Genomic DNA, 20788 nt, shown 5'->3' with positions numbered 1-20788 from the left:
AATGATTGAAGAGGGAATTCATAAGAAGAGTGTCGTTGAAGGGTTAAAAAATCATCATGAGAAACTAGAAATGCTTATTCGCATCGACGATGACATGCCATTAAAAGATAGAGAATTTTATTTGTTTATGAGGGAAAGGGTATCAAAACAAGAGCTTTTCCTTCCGCTTGTTCATCAAGAAGAGAATCTATTCAAGTTCGTATTGAGTGAATCATCGCTGCCGCTTGCATTAGAGCAGGGCCAGACATATAACCTGTATGTCACAGACTATCTAAGCGCAAACAAAGAAGAGGATGAAGACGAGCTTGAGGACTCAGCCTATGATTCTGATACAGAAGAAGAGGAAGACGAACTAAAAGAAACGGATAACGCCGAAGTAGAAGAGAAGACGCCATACTATAAACGCCGTTTAAAAATGGAAATAGACAAGCCAGAGCTGACTTTTTTAGAAAATAAAGATGCGATGCTGTATGTCATCCCGTATCGTACGGATAAAGGGAATGCATCGTTTAAAATCAAGCGTGAGCTAAAGGTTGTGAAATTCAATCATATCGAGCTCAACAAAGAATGTACGTTATCTTTAACTGGGTATGCAGGCGTTCTCAGTGCAGAGCATCCTTATGAGATCAAAGAAGTAAAGCTTCTATTGAAGAGAAATGGTGAAGAACCAATTGAACATCGTTTTCCGGTAAATATGACCCAAATAAAAGAAGAAGTGGTCAAATACCGTGATGATCAACAAGTACCACAGCTTTATCAATTTCTAGCAGAAGTTCCTTTAAAGGAATTGACATATTCGTTAAACAACCGCCTTGTATATCGCTTCTATCTTGAATTTATTTGTGATGTAGATGGAGTAGAGGAGACTTTAACGACCGCTTCTTTAGTGCTTGGAGATCGCTCGAACAAACTCAAAGGACTTGTTCAAATTCATAAACGAAACGATGTACCGATTCGATATGAGGTGTATCGAAAGAAAAAGAGACAAACGCTTGGCATTCGAATTAATGATTATACAATGAAAACACGAGCGAAGTACTACGTCAAAAGCAAGTGGAAGAAGTTCAAAAAGAAAATCGGTAAAATAAAAAAAGTCCGTAACCGCCTTGTGACAAGGACCTTCCAAACGACCTTTAAGATGGCGAGTAAGCTGTCTGTGAAAAAGAAAACGGTTGTTTTTGAAAGCTTTAATGGAAAACAATTCAGCTGTAATCCGCGTGGGATCTATGAGTATATGAAAGAAAATCATCCTGAATATACGTTGATCTGGAGTGTGAAAAAAGGGCATGAAGCACCGTTCAAGGAAAAGGACATCTACTATATCAACCGTCTATCATTGAAATGGATTTTTGCGATGGCAAGAGCCGAGTATTGGGTCGTCAACAGCCGTTTGCCGCTATGGATTCCAAAACCAGAGCATACAACATACTTGCAGACATGGCACGGTACGCCGTTAAAACGACTTGCGATGGATATGGACGAGGTGCATATGCCTGGAACAAACACGAAGAAATACAAAAAGAATTTCACGAAAGAAGCATCGAATTGGGACTATCTCATTTCTCCAAATGCTTACTCGACTGAAATCTTTACACGTGCATTCCAATTTCAAAAGACCATGATTGAGTCAGGATATCCGAGAAATGACTTCCTTCATAATCAAAACAATGAAGAAACGATGAGAGCACTCAAACAAAAAATGAACCTGCCGCTTGATAAAAAATTGATCTTATACGCACCGACATGGAGAGACGATCAATTTTATAAAAAAGGGCAGTACAAATTTGATTTAGACCTTGATCTGCATGAGCTAAGAGCAGCTATCGGAGACGAATATATCATCATTTTGCGTATGCACTATCTAGTCGCTGAAAACTTTGATTTAGGACCATATGAAGGCTTTGCCTATGACTTCTCTCATTACGAAGACATTAGAGACCTGTATATGATATCTGATCTGCTCATCACTGACTACTCATCTGTGTTCTTTGATTATGCAAACCTTAAACGTCCGATGCTGTTCTATGTACCAGACATCGAAACATATCGTGACAAGCTGAGAGGCTTCTACTTCGACTTTGAACAAGAAGCACCTGGACCTCTTGTAAAAGAGACAGCCAGCGTCATTGACTGGGTAAGAGAAACAGAACAGCCAACCTTTACACTACCGGCTTCATTCGCACCGTTTTATGAAAAATTCTGCTATCTAGAGAGCGGGGAGTCTTCGAAGCGTGTGGTGGAAGTAGTGTTTTCTGAAAAATAGTTTAAAAAGTACCGTTCTTCGCCTTTTGAACGGTACTTTTTTGTGTTTTTCATACCATTGTACACATATTTAAAAGTTATGGTAAAAATAAAAAAACATAGAAATTTAACATTAAACATGCTAAATTTAGATAAGATTATCCGGTAATGTAAATTTGCTGAAAATAATATAGAGGTGCTTCAATGTACAAACTTTATCATAATTTTTTAGAAATTCTTAATTTAGATGAACACAAGTTAGTTTTATATATTGATAACATAGAGAAATTGTGCACTTATGAATTTAAAGAGCTAAATGTAAATGAATCAAAGTGGATTTGCGAAATTAATGTAAAGGATCAGATGATTTTTGAATCCACAATAGACAATTCTAATGAAATGATCTATCTCTATGCTAAGGATCATAACTTATATATTGTCAAAGAAAGCTCAGACATGATCCAGCCAGATCAAGTACTTCCCATTGAAATTAATAATCAATTTGATGATATCTATGTCAAGCAGTTAGGGTTAGATCGCTATGGCTTATACAGCGGCGAAGAGGAACTGTTATTATTTTCAGGGCTGCTGAATGTAGATGAGATCAATCGGAATTATAAAATAGATTTGCCCATTAAAAAGGTAGGTAGACGATTTGTGGATATCTCCTTTATTAAATACAGTGCTTTCCACTTTGTTATTACCTATGATTGTCAGAATAAGGAACTAAATGTAAGGAAAATTTTGTTTGATGTGATGCAGGAACATAAAGATATTGAAGTGACTGTGAATAATCGTAATCAAATCAAAATTTTAAATAAAGTGACGGATCAAAAGAAAATCGTCAACTTTAGACTCGTTCCTAGATATCAGCCGCTTAAAGTTTTTGGTAAAGATACCTTGGAGCAGTTCAAAGATGACAATATTCTCAATATCTTGGTGATTAATAAACAAAGATATTACATCTATGTCAGAACGAATGGCGTTTACTTAGTAAGAGGAAACCCATATCTCGTTACAAAACATACGTCGAGATTACGCATCTTTAGTTTGTTTAATAGTTTTTATGTTTATGGAAGATTGACGCATTATGCGTATAATTCAGATCAAAAATATGAATATCTTTACATTAGAAATTCTGAGCACCAGCTGGCGAAATTTATAAGACCATTTAGGAAGATTAAATTCTTGAAAAGATACGGTTTCTTTAAAATTTCGTTAAATGATCTTGATTTAGACAGCAGAATCCACAATAACTTGTTCGTAGGAAATGATCACCGAATTATCCATAGTTTAAGGTTGAAAAAAAAGGATAAAAAGGTCAAAACATATATCACGAAAAAGAATGGGGACAAGCTTCAAGTACTAAGAACAAATCTATTTGGGAATGTGACATCGACCATTATTCCTTATTCACAGGAATATTCTTTATTTAGTAAAGTGAAAATAAAAATAGCGAGTATCCTATCATCATTCTATAAAGACAAAAATTATGGTGTGAATTTGTTTTTTGAGAAAAAGAGTGATAAAGCAGATGAATCAGCTATTAGAGTGTATGACTACGTACAAGACAATTGTCAAACAGGCTCAAAAAATTACTTTATTCTTAATAAGAAATCAAGCGCATATCCAGCATTGAAAGCGAAATATGGAAAGGGTATCATACCGAAATATAGTCTCAGACATTATTTAAGTATCTTTAATGCCAGTTATTTTATATCAAGTGAATTATCTAACCATGTTCTGAATGATAGATTATATATTGATCATCTCAGAGAGAGAATCATGAGTGTTCCACTCGTCTTTTTACAGCATGGAATTATGTTTGCTAAACCGGTTGATAATCCAATGGCCTTTGGATTCCATAAAGACAAGAATCAATACAATATTTATAAATCGGTCATCAGCTCTGAATTAGAGGCCGGTGAATTTTATAAAATGAACTATGATCGTGAGGATTTGATTTTGACAGGGCTAGCAACCTTTGATCATGCCAAATTAGTAGACGGTGCAGATAAGATCGCCTTTATGCCAACTTACCGATATTGGGAAGAGGGTCTTATTTATACGAATAGAATTGAAGAAACATCTTACTATAAAGTTCTGATCAAAATCATCAAAAGCTTTGAAGAAGCAGGTCTTCTTGATCGTCTGTTAATTGTACCGCATAACAAATTTTCGCAGTACGTTTATCAAAACCTGCCTCAGTATAAACATCTTATTTCTGATAACCCATCGGAAGCGCTAAAAGTGTCAAAAGTGTTTATCACTGATTATTCTTCTGCTATTTATGATGCACAATATAGAGGTGCCTATCCTATTTTTTATTGGGAAGAAAAAGATTACTTGATTAGACAGTATAAGGCGATTCCTCCTGTAAACGATGAAAATGCACCAGGACCGATAGCATATAATACACAAGAGCTGATTCGGATTGTTAAACATGCGATCGATCGTCAGTATGTTGTGGAAGATGAATATAAAGAAAAATATCTGAAAATCAACAGCTTTAACGATAATCAGAATACGAAAAGAATTACGGATTTCTTAAAAGAACATCAAATTATCTAATATGTTAGGACCCCCTGAATCAACGATTGAAAGGATTCAGGGGTTTTTTGTCTTCTAGTTTGACGTGCATGACTTTTGTTATAAGGTGAAATGTGCATCGTTATCTGTTACAATTATGAGCGGTGCTTTTTAAAAAAGTAATCCCAAAAACTTATATCTAAGGAAGATTAGAATGAACGCAATGTTGACGATATTAAAGGAGCAAATTAGCTCATTTCCGCTGATTATGCGACTTGCTGTTTATGAAACAAAATCAAAATATCAGATGAATTATTTAGGTGTTTTATGGCAGTTTTTAAATCCATTGATTCAAATGCTGGCTTACTGGTTTGTTTTTGGTCTGGGAATTCGCGGAGGACAGCCAATTGTCATTGGAGGGATGGAAGTTCCATTTATCATTTGGATGCTTGCCGGATTAATCCCTTGGTTCTTCATTAGTCCGACGATACTTGATGGATCAAACAGTGTATTTAAACGCATTAATATGGTATCGAAAATGAATTTCCCTATTAGTGCGCTGCCGTCTGTGGTGATTATGTCCAACTTGTTCAGCTACTTTGTCATGATGGGTGTCTATCTGATTGTGCTGATTTCCTATGGCATATATCCTGATGCGCACTGGCTGCAATATATATACTATCTTATTTGTATGATCGCGTTTATGTTTTCGTTTAGTTTGTTTAATTCCACGATTAGCGTACTCGTGAGAGACTATCAATTTCTTTTACAATCCGTGACACGTTTACTTTTCTTTTTGCTGCCAATTTTTTGGAATATCTCAGAGAAGCTCACTGGAGACAAAGCATGGATCGGGGATATATTAAGATTGAATCCTCTTTTCTACATTATTGATGGTTTTAGAAATAGCTTGTTAAAGGGAGAATGGTTCTTCCATGATGTGAAATATACGCTTTATTTTTGGCTGATCACGCTTCTTCTTTTAACAGTCGGTTCATTGCTTCATATGAAATTTAGGGATAAATTTGTCGATTTTCTTTAAAAAGTAAGGAGATTATACGATGAAACTAAAGGTTTCGTTTCGAAACGTATCCAAGCAATACGTCCTATATAAAAAGCAGTCAGATAAGATTAAAGGGCTGTTTTTTCCTAATAAAAATGAAAAAGGTTTCTTTGCTGTTCGTGATGTGTCATTTGATGTATATGAAGGCGAGACGATTGGTTTTGTAGGGATCAATGGATCTGGAAAATCAACGATGTCGAACCTTCTTGCGAAAATCATTCCACCAACAAGTGGTGAAATTGATATGGATGGCCAGCCTTCGTTAATTGCCATTGCGGCAGGGCTGAACAACCAATTAAGCGGGAAAGACAACATTCGCCTCAAGTGCTTAATGATGGGGCTGACGAATAAAGAGATAGACGAGCTGTATGAAAAAATCGTAGAGTTTGCGGATATCGGTGACTTTATTGATCAGCCTGTGAAGAGCTACTCAAGCGGAATGAAATCACGTCTTGGCTTCGCCATTTCAGCGCATATCGATCCAGATATCTTGATTATTGATGAAGCATTGTCTGTTGGTGACCAAACCTTCTATCAAAAATGCGTGGATCGAATCACAGAATTCAAAGAACAAGGGAAGACGATCTTTTTTGTCAGCCATTCCATTAGCCAAATTCAAAAAATCTGTGACCGAGTGGCTTGGATGCATTATGGTGAGCTTCGTATGTTTGATGATACGAAGAAGGTCGTGAAAGAGTATAAGGAGTTTGTTGAATGGTTTAACAAGCTTTCCAAAAAAGAAAAAAAAGAATATCAATTGAAACACAAAGAAGGGCGTAAAGGCGTACAAAAAAAGACAGAAAAGGTGTCTCGATATGATGAGAACGGAAAACGACGTTCATTTTTTGGACCAGCCTTTCAAGTGACGATAATAGCTGTTTTAACTATTTTACTTGCCTTATCGATGTTTTCGGATCGCCCGCTTCGTACACTGGCGACGTTTGGCGCCATCCCATCAGATAAGACAGAATCGCCTCAGTCAAAGAACCCGCTATCGAAAGGGGCGCCTGATATGAAAAAGGTGGATCGACAGGCAATTGTCACGGCAGATCCACTCACGGTGTACAAAGATCAAGCCATGAAAAAGAAGGCAGATGTCACTTTGCCATTTGGGCAAGAAGTACAAGCTGTCGCTGAAAATAAACAAACCGTTCAAATCAAAACAGCATCAGAGACGTATTTTGTCAAAGCTGATGGGCTTCAACATGCAGAAGAATTAAAGTCATTATCCATTGGACCAGGTCAGTTCAATTCCTATGTATCGCCCGCATCTGCAGGCTCGTATGAGTATTTACTTTCTTTCCTTGGAAAAGAAGAATCTGTGCTTAAGCAAAGAATGCAAACGCTGAGCTCGATCAAAAGTAATCAAGGCGGAATGATTGAACGATTGACCACAGAGAAAGCCGACTATGTCATTCAAAATGGTCAAGCGAATACGATGGTATTCCGTGAGATCATGTCAATCTCTCCTTCAACACTTGGGCTGACAGAACAGAACGTTTGGATGAATGAGAAACAAACGAAATTCGCAGTGAAGGGCGAAAACAACTTGTTTGTCATTGATAATGAACAGCATACACTGACGATTTCAGTGATCAAATAAAAAGCTGCCGATCCCGGCAGCTTTTTTTAATTCACTTCTTCTTTTTCGAGAAGCTGTTTCATAAATGGAATGAGTTTCTTTTTTAGATCCTCATCTTGAAGAGCGAACTCTAGAGTCGTCTCGATGAAGCCTTGCTTTTCACCGACATCGTATCGTTTTCCTTCGAAATCATAGGCGAATACGCGCTGAATGTCATTCAGCTTTTGGATGGCATCTGTCAGTTGAATTTCTCCGCCTGCACCAATTTCTTGCTGATCAAGGTACATAAAGATCTCTGGCGTGAAAATGTAGCGTCCTAAGATGGCTAAATTGGATGGTGCTGTTCCCTGCGGCGGCTTTTCAACAAAGTTTTTCACTTGGTAGCGGCGTCCTTCTTGTGTAAGAGGATCAATGATCCCGTAGCGATGTGTATCGCTGTCTGCCACCTGCTGAACACCGATCACAGATGAAAGAGTCTTTTCGTATTCATCCATCAGCTGGCGAAGTCCGGGTGTTTCGGCTTGAACAATATCATCACCTAATAAAACGGCGAAAGGTTCATCACCGATAAAGTTGCGTGCGCACCAAACGGCGTGTCCAAGTCCTTTAGGTTCCTTTTGACGTATGTAATGAATGTCAGCAATGTTAGAGGATTTTCTCACCTTTTCTAAAAGCTCGCTCTTTCCTTTTTCCTCCAGGTTGCGCTCTAGCTCTGGTGCAAAATCAAAATGATCTTCAATGGCTCTTTTCCCTTTTCCAGTGACGATAATAATGTCTTCAATTCCTGATTCAACAGCTTCTTCAATAATATATTGAATGGTTGGTTTATCAACGATTGGCAGCATTTCTTTAGGCATAGCTTTTGTTGCAGGGAGGAAACGTGTCCCAAGACCTGCAGCTGGGATAATGGCTTTACGTACTTTTTTCAATGAACTTTGCACCTTCCTTACATAGATAACCGATTTAATCATTCAATGTTTGTTCTTGGTCGTCTGTTTAAAGTGTAACTTACAAATCATAGGAAAGACAAATGATTTCACTAAAATGAATTTTAGATAATTCATATTTTATATGTTAAATGTAAAGGAAAGAGAAATTTAACGTTAATTCAATGTAAATTTCTTTTTTTATATCATTAAATTTATCCTCCAAATTGTGTATAATTGAAAGTACTATACTAGGAAAGAGGATTAAACAAGTGAAAAAACTAAATGTAATGACTATTTTCGGTACTAGACCTGAAGCGATCAAAATGGCACCACTTGTCCTTGAATTAAATAAACATCCACAGATAAATTCAATTGTCACTGTAACAGCCCAGCATAGAGAAATGCTTGATCAAGTTCTTGAGGCTTTTTCGATTACGCCAGATCATGATTTAAACATCATGAAGCAGCGCCAGACATTATCTGAAATCACATCAAATGCACTGTTAAAGCTAGATCAATTATTCCAAGAAGAAAAACCTGATATTGTCCTTGTCCATGGGGATACTACAACAACCTTTGCAGGAAGCTTGGCAGCATTTTATCACCAAATTTCAGTCGGTCACGTCGAAGCTGGATTGAGAACACACAATAAATATTCGCCTTTCCCAGAGGAATTGAACCGTCAAATGACAGGCACTATTGCCGATATTCATTTTGCACCTACAGACGAAGCGAAGCAGAATCTTTTAATTGAAAATAAAAAAGAAGAGACCATTTGTGTGACAGGGAATACAGCGATTGACGCCCTGCAAACAACGGTTACTGAGCACTATCAGCACCCTATTTTAGAGAAAATAGGCACGGATAAAATGATCTTGTTAACGGCCCATCGCAGAGAGAATCTCGGACAGCCGATGAAAAACATGTTTAGAGCCATTAGACGTGTTGTAGAAGAGTTTGAAGATGTTCAGGTCGTTTATCCTGTTCACTTAAACCCTGCTGTACGTGATGCAGCTCAGACAGAATTTAGCGGTCTCGATCGGGTACACTTAATTGAACCGCTTGAAGTCGTTGATTTCCATAACTTTGCTGCCACTTCGCACTTTATCTTAACGGATTCTGGCGGTGTACAAGAGGAGGCGCCTTCTCTAGGGAAGCCAGTATTAGTGCTGCGTGATACAACAGAACGTCCAGAAGGCGTGAAAGCCGGCACGCTTAAGCTTGCAGGTACAGATGAAGAGACCATTTACAAAATGGCAAAAGAGCTGCTAGTAGATCAGGAAGAGTATGACAATATGTCGAAGGCGTCTAACCCTTATGGTGACGGACAAGCCTCGAGACGAATTGTCGAAGAGCTCCTCCATCGATTTGGATTAAGTGAAGAAAAACCTGCCCCATTTACATCATAAAAAAAGAAGACTACAGTCATGTAGTCTCAGCTTGAAGAGAAAGTGAGGGTTTTTAAGACAAGATGTCCACAAAACCCTCATTTTTGTCTTTTGAACTGTTCGATAAACGATATATGGTGTTTTTCACTTGGAGTTCATTCAATATACGGTGTGTTTAAACCTTCAAAAAAACTGTCGAGATTTTCTCGACAGCCTGAGACTACAGTCATGTAGTCTTCTTTTTTACTGCTCCAAACTTTCCTTCAATTCCTTCTTCACTTTAGCCAAACTATTATCATCAAGCTGATAATAATAGATGTTATTGATGCGTGCTCCTGTTCCTTTCAGCTCGTGCTGCTCCACACGCTGTCTTGCGTCACGGTAGTCATTCATCATCGTCCACATATCATCAAAGGACATGTTGGTCTTCATATTGTTTTCCACGACTTTGAACATATCGCCGAACTTCGTAATAGATGAAATGTTTGCCCCTTTTGCAATGATGCCTTCAATGACTTGGCGCTGCCTTTGCTGACGTCCAAAGTCACCCTTTGGATCTTGCTTTCTCATTCTTGTGTAGGCAAGGGCCTGATCACCATTTAGATTAATTTCTCCTGTACCAAATGAATGGCCGTCATAGCTGAAAGCAAATGTGCTGTTAACTGTAATGCCGCCAAGTGTATCGACAATATCCTTAAAGCTTTCCATATTGACTTTCACAAAGTAATCAACAGGTACATCAAGCAATTCCTCTACTGTATCTGCTGCCATTTGTGTGCCGCCGAATGCATAGGAGTGGTTGATTTTATCCATTGTGCCTTTTCCGACAATTTTTGTATACGTATCACGCGGGATACTCACCATCTCGGTCGTTTTGGTTTTTGGGTTAACGGTCATGTATATTAATGTATCCGCACGACCGCGGTCATTCTTTCTTTCATCGACACCCATAACTAAAATAGAAATCGGGTCTTTCTTATTTAAATCGACATCTTTGTCACGCTTATCTGACTTCTTTAAATTCTCCTGAATGCCTGCCACGGTTGATGCTGCTGTATTCCAAAGATGATATGCATATCCGCCAGTTGCTAATACGAATAAGCCAATAATCGATAAAACAATCCAAAGAACCTTTTTTTTCTTTCGTTTTCTTTCAGCTCTCATAATGTCCCTCACCTTTTCTATGATTCTTCCATGATTATAGGTTTACGAATCTTGATAAACAAGTTATTTTTTTACTCTGAACCTAGATATAGACGTTGTAACAAAAAAAAGGTTTCAAAAAACCTTAAATTTACCTTAAAATATTAAGTTATAAGACGATACAAAGACATGAGGTGAAAAAAATGAAGAAAATCGTCGTTTTACCGTTCTTAATACTACTACTTGGTATCGTGCTCACAGCATGTGGAACGGCTGAGCAGTCCTCGGGAGAAAACAAGACAAGCAGTTCAACTCCTCAGGTGCTGGAAGAAAAAGCTGAATTTATTGGAATGGCTGATGCACATACAGTCGAAGTGAAAAAAGTGAATACGACCTTAAGCTATGAATTTACGGATAATTTTAAAGATGTGTTAAATGAATTCAAACCAGGAGACACAGTAGAAATCTCTTACTTTATCAATGACAGTGGTCAAAAGGAAATTCAAAAGATTGAAAAACAGAAGTAAAAAAGATGGGCGGGATGAACAAAATTGAAGAAAACAGGCGTTACACTTATTGTTCTCATGACACTGACTCTACTAGTCGCACCCTTTCAGTCTGCCATGGCTAGCTCGACAATTTCAGTGAAATTGTCTAATTATATCGGAAATAAAAAAACGATGGATCTATCCACAGCTGGAGAATACAAGCTGTCAGGATCGAATGTGGCTGTCACGAAAAGATATGATGGCAAAAATCGATACGAAGTTGCTAATAGCATCGCGTCTGCCGGCTGGAAGAATCCATCAACTGTTGTCATTGTGAGCCGTGATGCATTTGATCACGCCATTTCTGTATCACCGTTAGCTTACAAACTAGGCGCACCCATTTTGTATACAAACATTGAAAGACTGACAAAAACAACTGAAAACCAGCTGAAGAAAATGAAGCCGGATAACATCCTGATCATCGGTAACACGAAAAGTATTTCCACAGCTGCTGAGAAATCTATTAAAAAGTATGGCAAAGTCAGACGTATTAGTGGAAAAGACAAGTTTGAAATCTCTCAAAAAATCGCTAAAGAAATGGGTAACTATAAGCAAGCTGTCGTTGTCGGCGGAAACTCATTTATGAATGGGATTGCGATTGCATCCTATGCATCGAGAAAGGGATATCCAATCCTGTTAACAAAAAAAGATTCCATTCCGTCTTACAAGCTGCCAAGTAAAGTCATCATCATCGGCAGTACGAAAAGTACGGGACAAAAAGTAGAGAATCAAATTAAAAAAACGTCACAGGTGACAAGAATCAGTGGTGCCAATCGCTATGAACTATCTGTGAATATTATTAAGAAATTAAATATCAATGCAGATAAAGTTTATTTGGCAAAAGCCTCTAGCTATATTTATGCTATGCCGCTGTCTCAATTGGCTGCAAAGTCTAACAGTACCGTTGTGTATGTGAAACCAGATTCTGTCACAGCGTCACTAAAAGCACTGCTGAAACAAAAGGGTACATATGCTTATCACCTTGCTGGTAGCACAAGTGCGATTAAAGATAGCTTGAAAAACTCATTAGCTAAACAAGTCTATCTGAAAAAAAATCAAAACTACCAATTGAATATTTCTAACGGAAAAATTTCATTAAAAGGCATAAAGACGTATAACACAGTAAGAGTTGTTCCTGAGAAATATTCAACGAAAAATGTCCTTCAAATTGCAGGGAAGCCGTACTTAGGCAGCGTCAACTTTGCAATTGAATCAGGTTATATCAGGCCGACTCTCGAAAATATTCCATTTGAAGACTATCTAAAAGGCGTAGTACCAAATGAAATGCCTGCAAGCTGGCATGTTGAAGCGCTAAAAGCACAGGCAGTTGCCGCTAGAACGTATTCAGTGAAAAGTATTGGAAAAGTCGTACCTGATACAACTGCCTTCCAAGTATATGGAGGATATAACTGGTACACGAATTCGACAAAAGCTGTCGATGCCACAAAAGGGAAGGTACTGAAATACAACAATCAGCTCATTTCAGCAACCTATTATTCTAGTAATGGCGGTTATACAGAGGCAAGTGAAGAAGTGTGGGCAAATGCACTGCCGTACTTAGTGGCCAAAAAGGATACAAAAGATCCGGTCAATGCATGGACGCTAAAACTCTCTAAAAAACAACTAGGCACAACATTGACTGCTAGCACAGCAGCATCTCAGTGGTCTAAGACAAAAGAGACAAATGCAGCGGACCTTGCTGGTCTCAAATCATGGCTACTCAAAAACAAAGAAACAGCTGCATCTGATATGAAGATTGCATCCATCTCAAGCCTGACATTCTCAGGAAAAACAAAAGGCCAGCGTGCGAAGACGGTATCGATCAAGCTGACATATCATCTGAAAAATAAAACAGGCACGTATGCAGTAAACAAAAGCACAACGGCAAGTATGAAGATGACCGAGTTTAGATCCGTCATGGGCGCAACAAAGGTGAAAAGCACATTTGCGTCTGTCAAAAACAATACAAATGACTTTACGATTTCAGGAAAAGGATATGGTCACGGCATTGGTATGAGCCAATACGGAGCCAAAGCTAGAGCAGAATCTGGAAACTCATATTCTTCCATACTTTCGTTCTACTATCCAGGTACAAAACTAACAAACTATTAAAGGGTTAAAGGAGGACATAGATGATGCGCTCAAGCATGAAAACAGCCATCCTCAGCCTTATCGCCATTTTCGTTATTGTTCCGACAGCTTCAGCAGATAATTCCGTCTCACGAATTGATGGCGGGAGCAGATATGCTGTAGCAGCAAACGTAGCGAAAAAGGGATGGGGAACTGCAAGTACAGTCGTTTTAGTAGGGAAAACTGCGTATGCAGATGCAACAGCAGGGATTCCACTTGCACACCAAAAAAATGGACCAGTTCTTTATACAAACAGTAAGAGTCTTTCGGGTGACACGAAAAAAGCCCTAAAGGCTTTAAAAACAAAGACAGTTATCGTTTTAGGCAGTACATCAAGTGTGTCGAACAACGTAGTCAACGAAGTGAAGAAAATGGGTATCTCTACACAACGTATTTCAGGAAAAAATCGATATGAGCTATCTGCAAATATCGCGAAAAAAATGAAAAAGCCAGCAGGCGTCGTTGTCGTTGAAGGTTCCTTCTATGCTCATGGGATTGCAATTGCACCGGTAGCAGCACAAAAAGGATTCCCAATTCTCTACACAGATAAAAAGGGACTTCGTTCTGAAATCGCTTCTGTTGCAAAAGCAAGCAATGTCAAACAAACCATTGTCGTCGGTGGAGAAAATTACGTCACAAAAGCAGCTTATAATCAATTGAAATCTCCAACACGAATCAAAGGCTCCACTCGTTATGACGTTGCCGCTAATATTGTGAAAAAGTATAATATGAGCACGTATAATACCTATGTAGGAAGAGGTTTTGGCTATGCCACTTCATCTTCTGCTGCAGGGATCGCAGCGAAGCAAAACAAAGCATTGCTTCTAACGAATGAAAAGACATTACCAAAAGTAACAAGAGCAACAATTAGCAGTAAAAAAATCACCAAATTTACTGTCGTAGGCAGTACAAATACGGTGACACCAACTGTTGTGAATCAATTAAAAAATCCTGTCGTCGGAAAAAAAGTATTCATTGATCCAGGTCATGGTGCACATGATTCAGGAGCTGTAGGCTACGGTTTATATGAAAAGAACTTGAATTTAGATGTAGCAAAACGTTTAAATACGAAATTAAACAACGCTGGTGCACTTGTTACCATGTCAAGAACATCAGACACATTTGACAGTCTTCAAACACGAGTGAGCAAAGGTGCGAATGCGAAAGCAGATATCTTCATTAGTGTCCATGCCAACTCAAATGATAACAGCAGTGCAAACGGAACAGAAACGTATTATGACAAAACCTATGCGTCTGCAAACAGCTTGAAGCTTGCGCAAAACATTCAGCCTAAAATGGTCAGTGCACTTGGTACAAGAGACCGTGGTGTGAAAACAGCTGGATTCTACGTGATTAAATATTCTAAAATGCCGAGTGTTCTTTTAGAAACTGGTTTTGTGTCCAGTCCAGTTGATTCAAACATCTTGAAATCTGCTACGTATAAAGATCGTTTAGCGTCAGGCATTTCAAGCGGTGTGTCAGGTTACTTTAGATAAGAAAATACAAACATGAGGGGTGCCTCAGATACTCCTCTTAGGCTGCTCGAGAACGTCTCTCGGCAGCCTTTTTTCAAAAGTCTATGAAGTGATCGGGTAATCAATAATGTGTCAAGTTAAAAATACATTTCATTTTTGGTTATCTTTGTTATAATTGAAACATAGAAGGTGAATGGTTTACGCATGAATCTTCAAGCGACAGCAAATCGACAAATCATGAAGAGGTGACGATCTTGAAAAAATTAATCACAATGCCGTTTCTAGTATTGCTTCTAGGTGTATTACTTACAGCATGCGGCACAACAAATCAATCAAGCGACAACAATAAGGATGACAGCAAAAAGGAAACAACCGAAGCGGCTGATCAAAAGAAAGAAAATGCTTCAGAGGAAAAAACAGAAGATCAGTCATCTAATGAAAAAGCAGATGATCAAAGCAAAGAAACAGCTGCTCAAAAAGAAGAGCAAGCTGGTCAATCTGATGAAGCGGCAAAAGACAGCTCAAGTAAAGAAATCACAAAAGAAGAACCTGCTAAGGATCAATCAAAAGCTGATTCTAAAACAAAGAAAGAATCAACAACAAATAAGAAAAATGAAGTCACCAAAGAAGGCACATATGTCGGTTTGGCTGATGGACATACCATTGCTGTGAACATTGATGGCAAAGAAGTAGCTATTCAGTTCGGAAATGCGTTTTCTAAACAAGTGAACAGCTTAAAAGAAGAATCAAAAGTGAAAGTAACCTATACAAAAGATGCAAACGGAACCCTTCGATTAAAAACCATCGAATCCGTCAAAGCAAAATAAAGAAAGACCCGGAGACCCGCAGAATTGCGGGTCTTTTTTACGTTGAAAAGGGCATAACTTGATATAAGTGCACATTCTTAACACAGTTTTACAAGACTTAACAGCGCATTTACATTTGCTTAATGTTGCTCTGATAAACTGACTTTCATAGAACATCTCTTTACACAACAACTACTTTAGATGGTGAGGTGCAGGTCAGTGAGTGCAGAGAAAGCGATGAATCTTTATAGAGAATATGAAGTGAGACGAAACCACTCTTTTGCCTTAACAGAACATATGGTTCGTTATTTATTTGCAAAACGTTTCATAGATTTAATGTTCTCGTTCATCGGATTGATGTTGAGTACGCCAATCATTTTGCTGTTTGCTCTCTTGATTAAGCTGGAAACACCGGGATCAGCCTTTTATATGCAGGAGAGGGTCGGGAAAGACGGTGTTTACTTTAAATTATGGAAGCTCAGATCGATGAGAACCGACGCTGAAAGCGGAGGAGCGAAATGGGCACAAAAAAATGACCCGCGTATCACCAAAGTGGGAGCCTTCATTCGTAAAACAAGAATCGATGAACTTCCGCAATTTATCAACGTGTTAAAAGGAGAAATGAGTATCGTAGGTCCGCGGCCGGAAAGACCGATGTTTACCGCAGAATTTAATCGGACGATTCCAGGTTTTACGAAAAGATTAGCGGTCAAGCCGGGATTGACAGGTCTTGCTCAAGTAAATGGCGGATATGAAATGAGTCCGAGCGAAAAATTAACGCACGACTTACAGTATATTCAAAACTTGACATTTTCTCTCGACACGAAGATTATGGTAAAAACGTTAAAAGTCATCATGACGGGTGACGGAGCCAGATAAGTAAAGTAGGGAAGAGAAATGGCAAGTATGAAAAAACGCATGCTAGGCGGGGCAAAATGGACAAGCTTGTCCGCATTCATCATTACGATTATCCAAATCGCACAGTTCGCTTTTTTAGGGAACGTGATGTCACTGAAGGAGTTTGGACTCGTTGGCATGATCACAACTGTCACAATATTTACGCAGATTTTACTTGATCTAGGGATTGGGGCAGCGATCATCCAAAAGGAACAAACAACAGAACGTCAATTATCTACATTATATTGGATCAATTTGCTCACTGGAATTGTCTTATTCTGTTTACTCATTCTAGTAAGCCCAATGATTGCCGCCTTTTATAACCGGCCAGAGCTGGAGGGTTTGCTCAAACTATTATCCATCATGTTTCTGATTGCACCAATTGGCCAGCAATACCAATACATGATGCAAAAGGACTTAGCCTTTAAAACATTAAGTACCATTGAAGCCATTGCAACCATGATATCGCTGTTTGTTTTACTCGCTTTGGCCTTCTTCATCAATCCGATTATTGCCTATGTCATTTCTCAAGTGCTGCTGCAATCAGGAAAAGGGCTAATGTATGCCGCAGCTTATTGGAAGAAGTGGCGCCCAGCACCTGTTTTTGCATTAGGGGAAGTGAAAGAATTTTTCTCATTTGGAGCATTTCAGCTCGCATCCAGACTGGTCAATCGAGCAGGATCGAACATAGACATGATTTTAATTGGCCGTTTTCTTGGAGCAGAAGCATTAGGTATTTACAGCTTGGCGTATCAAATTGTAACGATCCCGGTGCTGAAGATTAACCCAATCGTGACGAGAGTGGCTTTCCCTGTTTTCGCAAAAAGTCAGCGTGATCACTCCATGCTGCGAGAGGGCTTCCTCAGTATGACGAATATGCTCGCATTGATTAGTTTTCCATTATTAATCGGTCTTGCTGCCGTATCAGATAGCTTTATAGAAGTAGTGTTTGGAGAGAAATGGCTCGTAGCCGTTCCGGTTCTTAACATTTTGTGCATTGTCGGCCTTCTGCGTGTGCTGATGAATCCAAACGGTTCAATACTTCTTGCCAAAGGGAGAGCGGACTTAGCCTTTTATTGGGATACGGGGATGCTCATCGTGTATGGATGCGCCTTATATGCAGGTGTCAGCACAGGCAGTCTGCTCACAGTAGCTTGGGTTTACTCAGGTGTCAGTCTGCTCAACTTTATTGTCGGCAGGTGGCTCATGGCGTATGTCATTCAGCTTGATATGAAGGTGTATTTAAAATCACTTGGAAAGCCTGCTGTCATGACGCTGTTGATGGCCGCCTGTGCGGTTTTCTTGCATCAAGGCATGAAGCTGACGTCAGCGGATATTTTACTTCAATTAGGATTGACGATTTGTGTCAGTGCTGCATTGTATGGCTTGCTGTTCATCAAAATGTATCCGCAGGTGGCAGGTAAATTATTGAGAAGAGGTCGTTCGTCATGAAGGTGCTATGGCTGACAAGTGTATATCCTAGTGAAAAACATCCAAGTGAAGGCGTATTCCATGAAACGCAAGTGCAGGAGCTGCTCAAACAAGGAATACAAGTGACTGTCATTTGTCCCAATCCAGTAAATTTACCGGTTTTGCGGATGCTGAAGGCGGCCTATCGGCAGAAAAAAGATATGCCCGAACAGGAAGTAAGAAACGGAGTGACAGTATACAGGCCGCCCTATACAGCGATCCCTGGACAGCTGAAATGGGCACAGCCGAGTAAACGAATAGCGGCTTCTGTTCTAGGCGCCATGCAGCGTTATCAGCTGTCACCAGATTTTATCCATGCGCACTTTGCGATGCCGTCTGGCGGAGCGGCGGCTGTGATTCAGAAAGAAACGCAAATTCCTTATCTTTTGACCTTACATGGCAGTGATGTGAACGTGTATCCAGGCTATAGCAAAGGGGCACATGCAGCCTTTGAAACGGCGGTGAAACAGGCATCTGCTGTTCTGACGGTGAGCGAGGAGCTTGCTAAAAAGACAAATGACATGACAAAGGTGGAAGCGCAATGTCTCCCGCTCGGTATTCCGCTTCAGTCATTTTCTAAAACGGAAGAAGATCAACAAGGCATCAGGAAAAAGTTAGGCTTACCACTTCACGACAAGCTCGTTGTCTTCGTCGGGCGATTAGTCAAAGAGAAGGGCTTACTTGAATTAGCTGATGCTGTCAGCGGCATGGATGGTGTGAAAGCAGTCTTTGTTGGAAAAGGCCCCCTTGCAAAGGGGGTGGAAGAACGGGCTGGAGCATCCATTGTACTCCCAGGACAGGTGCCGAATGAGCAGGTGAAAGACTACTTAATGGCAGCTGATCTGTTTGCACTTCCTTCCTATAGTGAAGGAATGCCTACCGTCGTCCTAGAGGCGCTTGCTTTAAAAGTACCTGTCATTGCGACACGAGTCGGTGGTCTCCCATCTTTATTTTCTAGCTATCAACACCTGCTCGTTGATCCGCGTTCGACGAATCAGTTAAAAGAGGCCATTCACGCCTATCTTTATGAAAACAGATGGAATGAGCAAGTGAAGAACGATCTTCATCAAATCGTTCATACAGAATATTCATCAGCAAATAATGCGAAGCATCTCATACAGCAATATGAAAAGGTGCTTAATCAATCAATATCCATCGTTTAAACAAGATGAAATGTGCAAAGAATGATAGATAGATAAACAGCTTGGAACGGACAATATGCTTTTACTGAGAGGATGAAAAATGTTGAAGAAAATTGCTGTGATTGGAACAGGGTATGTCGGATTAGTATCGGGTACTTGTTTTGCTGATATCGGAAATCGTGTCATCTGCTGTGACATCGATGAATCAAAAATCAACAGCTTAAAAAGTGGTGTCGTTCCCATTTATGAACCGGGTTTAAAGGAATTGATTGAAAAGAACACGGAGGAAGGAAGACTGTTTTTTACAACCAATATTCCTGCCGCTATCAGGGAATCAGAGATTATCTATATTGCTGTAGGGACACCGATGACAGCACAGGGGGAAGCAGATTTAACGTTCGTGAAAGCCGTCGCTCAAACAATTGGTGAACATCTAAATGGCTATAAAATCATCGTCAATAAAAGCACAGTGCCCGTTGGAACAGGCCGGCTCGTTCAAGCCATTGTTGAAAAAGCATCCCGCAGTAAATATCCTTTTGATGTCGTATCCAATCCAGAGTTCCTCAGGGAAGGCTCTGCAATCCAAGACACGATGAATATGGAGCGGGCAGTAATAGGCTCGACAAGCACCCATGCGTCAACCATCATCAAAAGATTGCATGATCCGTTTCAAACAGAGGTTGTGGAGACCAACTTAGAAAGTGCTGAAATGATTAAGTATGCTGCAAATGCCATGCTTGCCACAAAAATCTCATTCATCAATGACATTGCAAATATTTGCGAGCGGGTGGGCGCTGATGTTGAAAAAGTCAGCGAAGGAGTTGGATTAGACAGTCGCATCGGGCATAAATTTTTAAAAGCGGGCATTGGATTTGGGGGTTCTTGTTTCCCGAAAGACACGATGGCTCTTCTCAAAATTGCCGAAACAGCCGGCTACCGGTTCAAGCTGATCGAGTCCGTGATTGAAACGAACAATCACCAAAGAGCTCACCTTGTCAGCAAACTGATGAGTGTATTCGGTGATATTAGAGGAAAAACCATCTCTGTCTTAGGTCTCGCATTCAAACCGAATACGAATGATATGCGTTCTGCGCCTGCATTAGACATTATCCCCATGCTGAGAGAGCTGGGTGCTTTTGTGAAGGCTTATGATCCGATTGCTTATGTAGAAGCAGAGCGAGAGCTTGGCCCGCAGGCTGTCTTCAGCAATGACCTGTATGAAACAGTAAAAGATACGGATGCTTGCCTCATCCTAACAGAATGGGATGACGTACAGAAGATGGATAAAGATCAAATCAAGCTGCTGCTTCGTTCACCGATTGTAATTGATGGAAGGAATTTGTTTGATCCAGCAGAAATGAAAGAGAGAGGATTTATTTACCAGTCTATCGGCCGCCCAGGCGTATGGGAAGCAGAATTGGTATCAAAGGCACAATAACAGGGGG

The 20788-nt window shown here is 39.6% G+C and carries 15 protein-coding genes; 13 read left to right on the top strand and 2 right to left on the bottom strand.

Features of this window, described 5'->3' with window-relative positions:
• The first annotated feature begins 1 nt into the window (after position 1).
• The 4 genes from C6Y02_RS02305 (at position 2) to tagH (ending at position 7436) form a co-directional block, all read left to right on the top strand.
• Positions 2-2263, top strand: coding sequence for a CDP-glycerol glycerophosphotransferase family protein (locus C6Y02_RS02305; RefSeq protein WP_106030573.1), 2262 nt, complete (start codon positions 2-4; stop codon positions 2261-2263).
• 182 nt (positions 2264-2445) lie between these two features.
• Positions 2446-4812, top strand: coding sequence for a CDP-glycerol glycerophosphotransferase family protein (locus C6Y02_RS02300; RefSeq protein WP_106030572.1), 2367 nt, complete (start codon positions 2446-2448; stop codon positions 4810-4812).
• Between the two features lie 172 nt (positions 4813-4984).
• On the top strand, positions 4985-5812 hold the full coding sequence (locus tag C6Y02_RS02295) for an ABC transporter permease (protein ID WP_060597419.1): 828 nt from the start codon (positions 4985-4987) through the stop codon (positions 5810-5812).
• A 19-nt stretch (positions 5813-5831) separates the two neighbouring features.
• On the top strand, positions 5832-7436 hold the full coding sequence (gene tagH / locus C6Y02_RS02290; protein WP_106030571.1) for a teichoic acids export ABC transporter ATP-binding subunit TagH: 1605 nt from the start codon (positions 5832-5834) through the stop codon (positions 7434-7436).
• Between the two features lie 26 nt (positions 7437-7462).
• On the opposite strand, the gene galU is transcribed toward tagH, so the two are convergent.
• Entirely contained in the window at positions 7463-8344 is an 882-nt protein-coding gene (gene galU / locus C6Y02_RS02285; RefSeq protein WP_034660174.1) for a UTP--glucose-1-phosphate uridylyltransferase GalU, read from the bottom strand.
• A gap of 269 nt (positions 8345-8613) precedes the next feature.
• Between galU and wecB the strand changes: the two genes are divergently transcribed.
• The gene (gene wecB / locus C6Y02_RS02280; protein WP_106030570.1) at positions 8614-9753 is read left to right on the top strand and encodes a non-hydrolyzing UDP-N-acetylglucosamine 2-epimerase; all 1140 of its coding nucleotides are present in this window, start codon (positions 8614-8616) and stop codon (positions 9751-9753) included.
• A gap of 222 nt (positions 9754-9975) precedes the next feature.
• On the opposite strand, the gene tagU is transcribed toward wecB, so the two are convergent.
• Positions 9976-10896, bottom strand: a complete 921-nt coding sequence (tagU, locus tag C6Y02_RS02275; RefSeq protein WP_034660171.1) for a polyisoprenyl-teichoic acid--peptidoglycan teichoic acid transferase TagU — start codon at positions 10894-10896, stop codon at positions 9976-9978.
• 182 nt (positions 10897-11078) lie between these two features.
• Here tagU and C6Y02_RS02270 point away from each other — a divergent pair, with 182 nt between their 5' ends.
• The 8 genes from C6Y02_RS02270 to tuaD all read left to right on the top strand — a co-directional run bounded on the left by C6Y02_RS02270 (position 11079) and on the right by tuaD (position 20781).
• A complete protein-coding gene (locus C6Y02_RS02270; RefSeq protein WP_024423640.1) occupies positions 11079-11402 on the top strand; it encodes a hypothetical protein in 324 nt (107 codons plus the stop codon).
• Between the two features lie 24 nt (positions 11403-11426).
• Positions 11427-13535 carry a SpoIID/LytB domain-containing protein gene (locus C6Y02_RS02265; protein ID WP_106030569.1) on the top strand — a complete coding sequence of 703 codons (2109 nt, stop codon included), beginning with the start codon at positions 11427-11429 and terminating at the stop codon, positions 13533-13535.
• 23 nt (positions 13536-13558) lie between these two features.
• A complete protein-coding gene (locus C6Y02_RS02260) occupies positions 13559-15049 on the top strand; it encodes an N-acetylmuramoyl-L-alanine amidase (protein ID WP_106030731.1) in 1491 nt (496 codons plus the stop codon).
• A gap of 233 nt (positions 15050-15282) precedes the next feature.
• Entirely contained in the window at positions 15283-15855 is a 573-nt protein-coding gene (locus C6Y02_RS02255) for a prolipoprotein diacylglyceryl transferase (RefSeq protein WP_066031672.1), read from the top strand.
• 198 nt (positions 15856-16053) lie between these two features.
• Complete coding sequence (locus C6Y02_RS02250; protein WP_066031673.1) at positions 16054-16713, top strand: sugar transferase; 660 nt, start codon at positions 16054-16056, stop codon at positions 16711-16713.
• Positions 16714-16731: 18 nt separating this feature from the next.
• Positions 16732-18183: a teichuronic acid biosynthesis protein TuaB gene (gene tuaB, locus C6Y02_RS02245; RefSeq protein ID WP_106030568.1), complete on the top strand. Its 1452-nt coding sequence runs from the start codon at positions 16732-16734 to the stop codon at positions 18181-18183.
• On the top strand, positions 18180-19364 hold the full coding sequence (tuaC, locus tag C6Y02_RS02240) for a teichuronic acid biosynthesis protein TuaC (RefSeq protein WP_034660165.1): 1185 nt from the start codon (positions 18180-18182) through the stop codon (positions 19362-19364). The genes tuaB and tuaC overlap by 4 nt, the downstream gene beginning before the upstream one ends.
• A 79-nt stretch (positions 19365-19443) precedes the next feature.
• Entirely contained in the window at positions 19444-20781 is a 1338-nt protein-coding gene (tuaD, locus tag C6Y02_RS02235; RefSeq protein WP_060597407.1) for a UDP-glucose 6-dehydrogenase TuaD, read from the top strand.
• The last annotated feature ends 7 nt before the right edge of the window (positions 20782-20788 follow it).

The sequence above is a fragment of the Bacillus sp. NMCC4 genome, from assembly GCF_002998555.1.
GTDB lineage: Bacteria > Bacillota > Bacilli > Bacillales > Bacillaceae > Bacillus.
The sequence above is the reverse complement of the archived record's forward strand: the minus strand, read 5'-3'. Positions and strand labels throughout refer to the sequence as shown.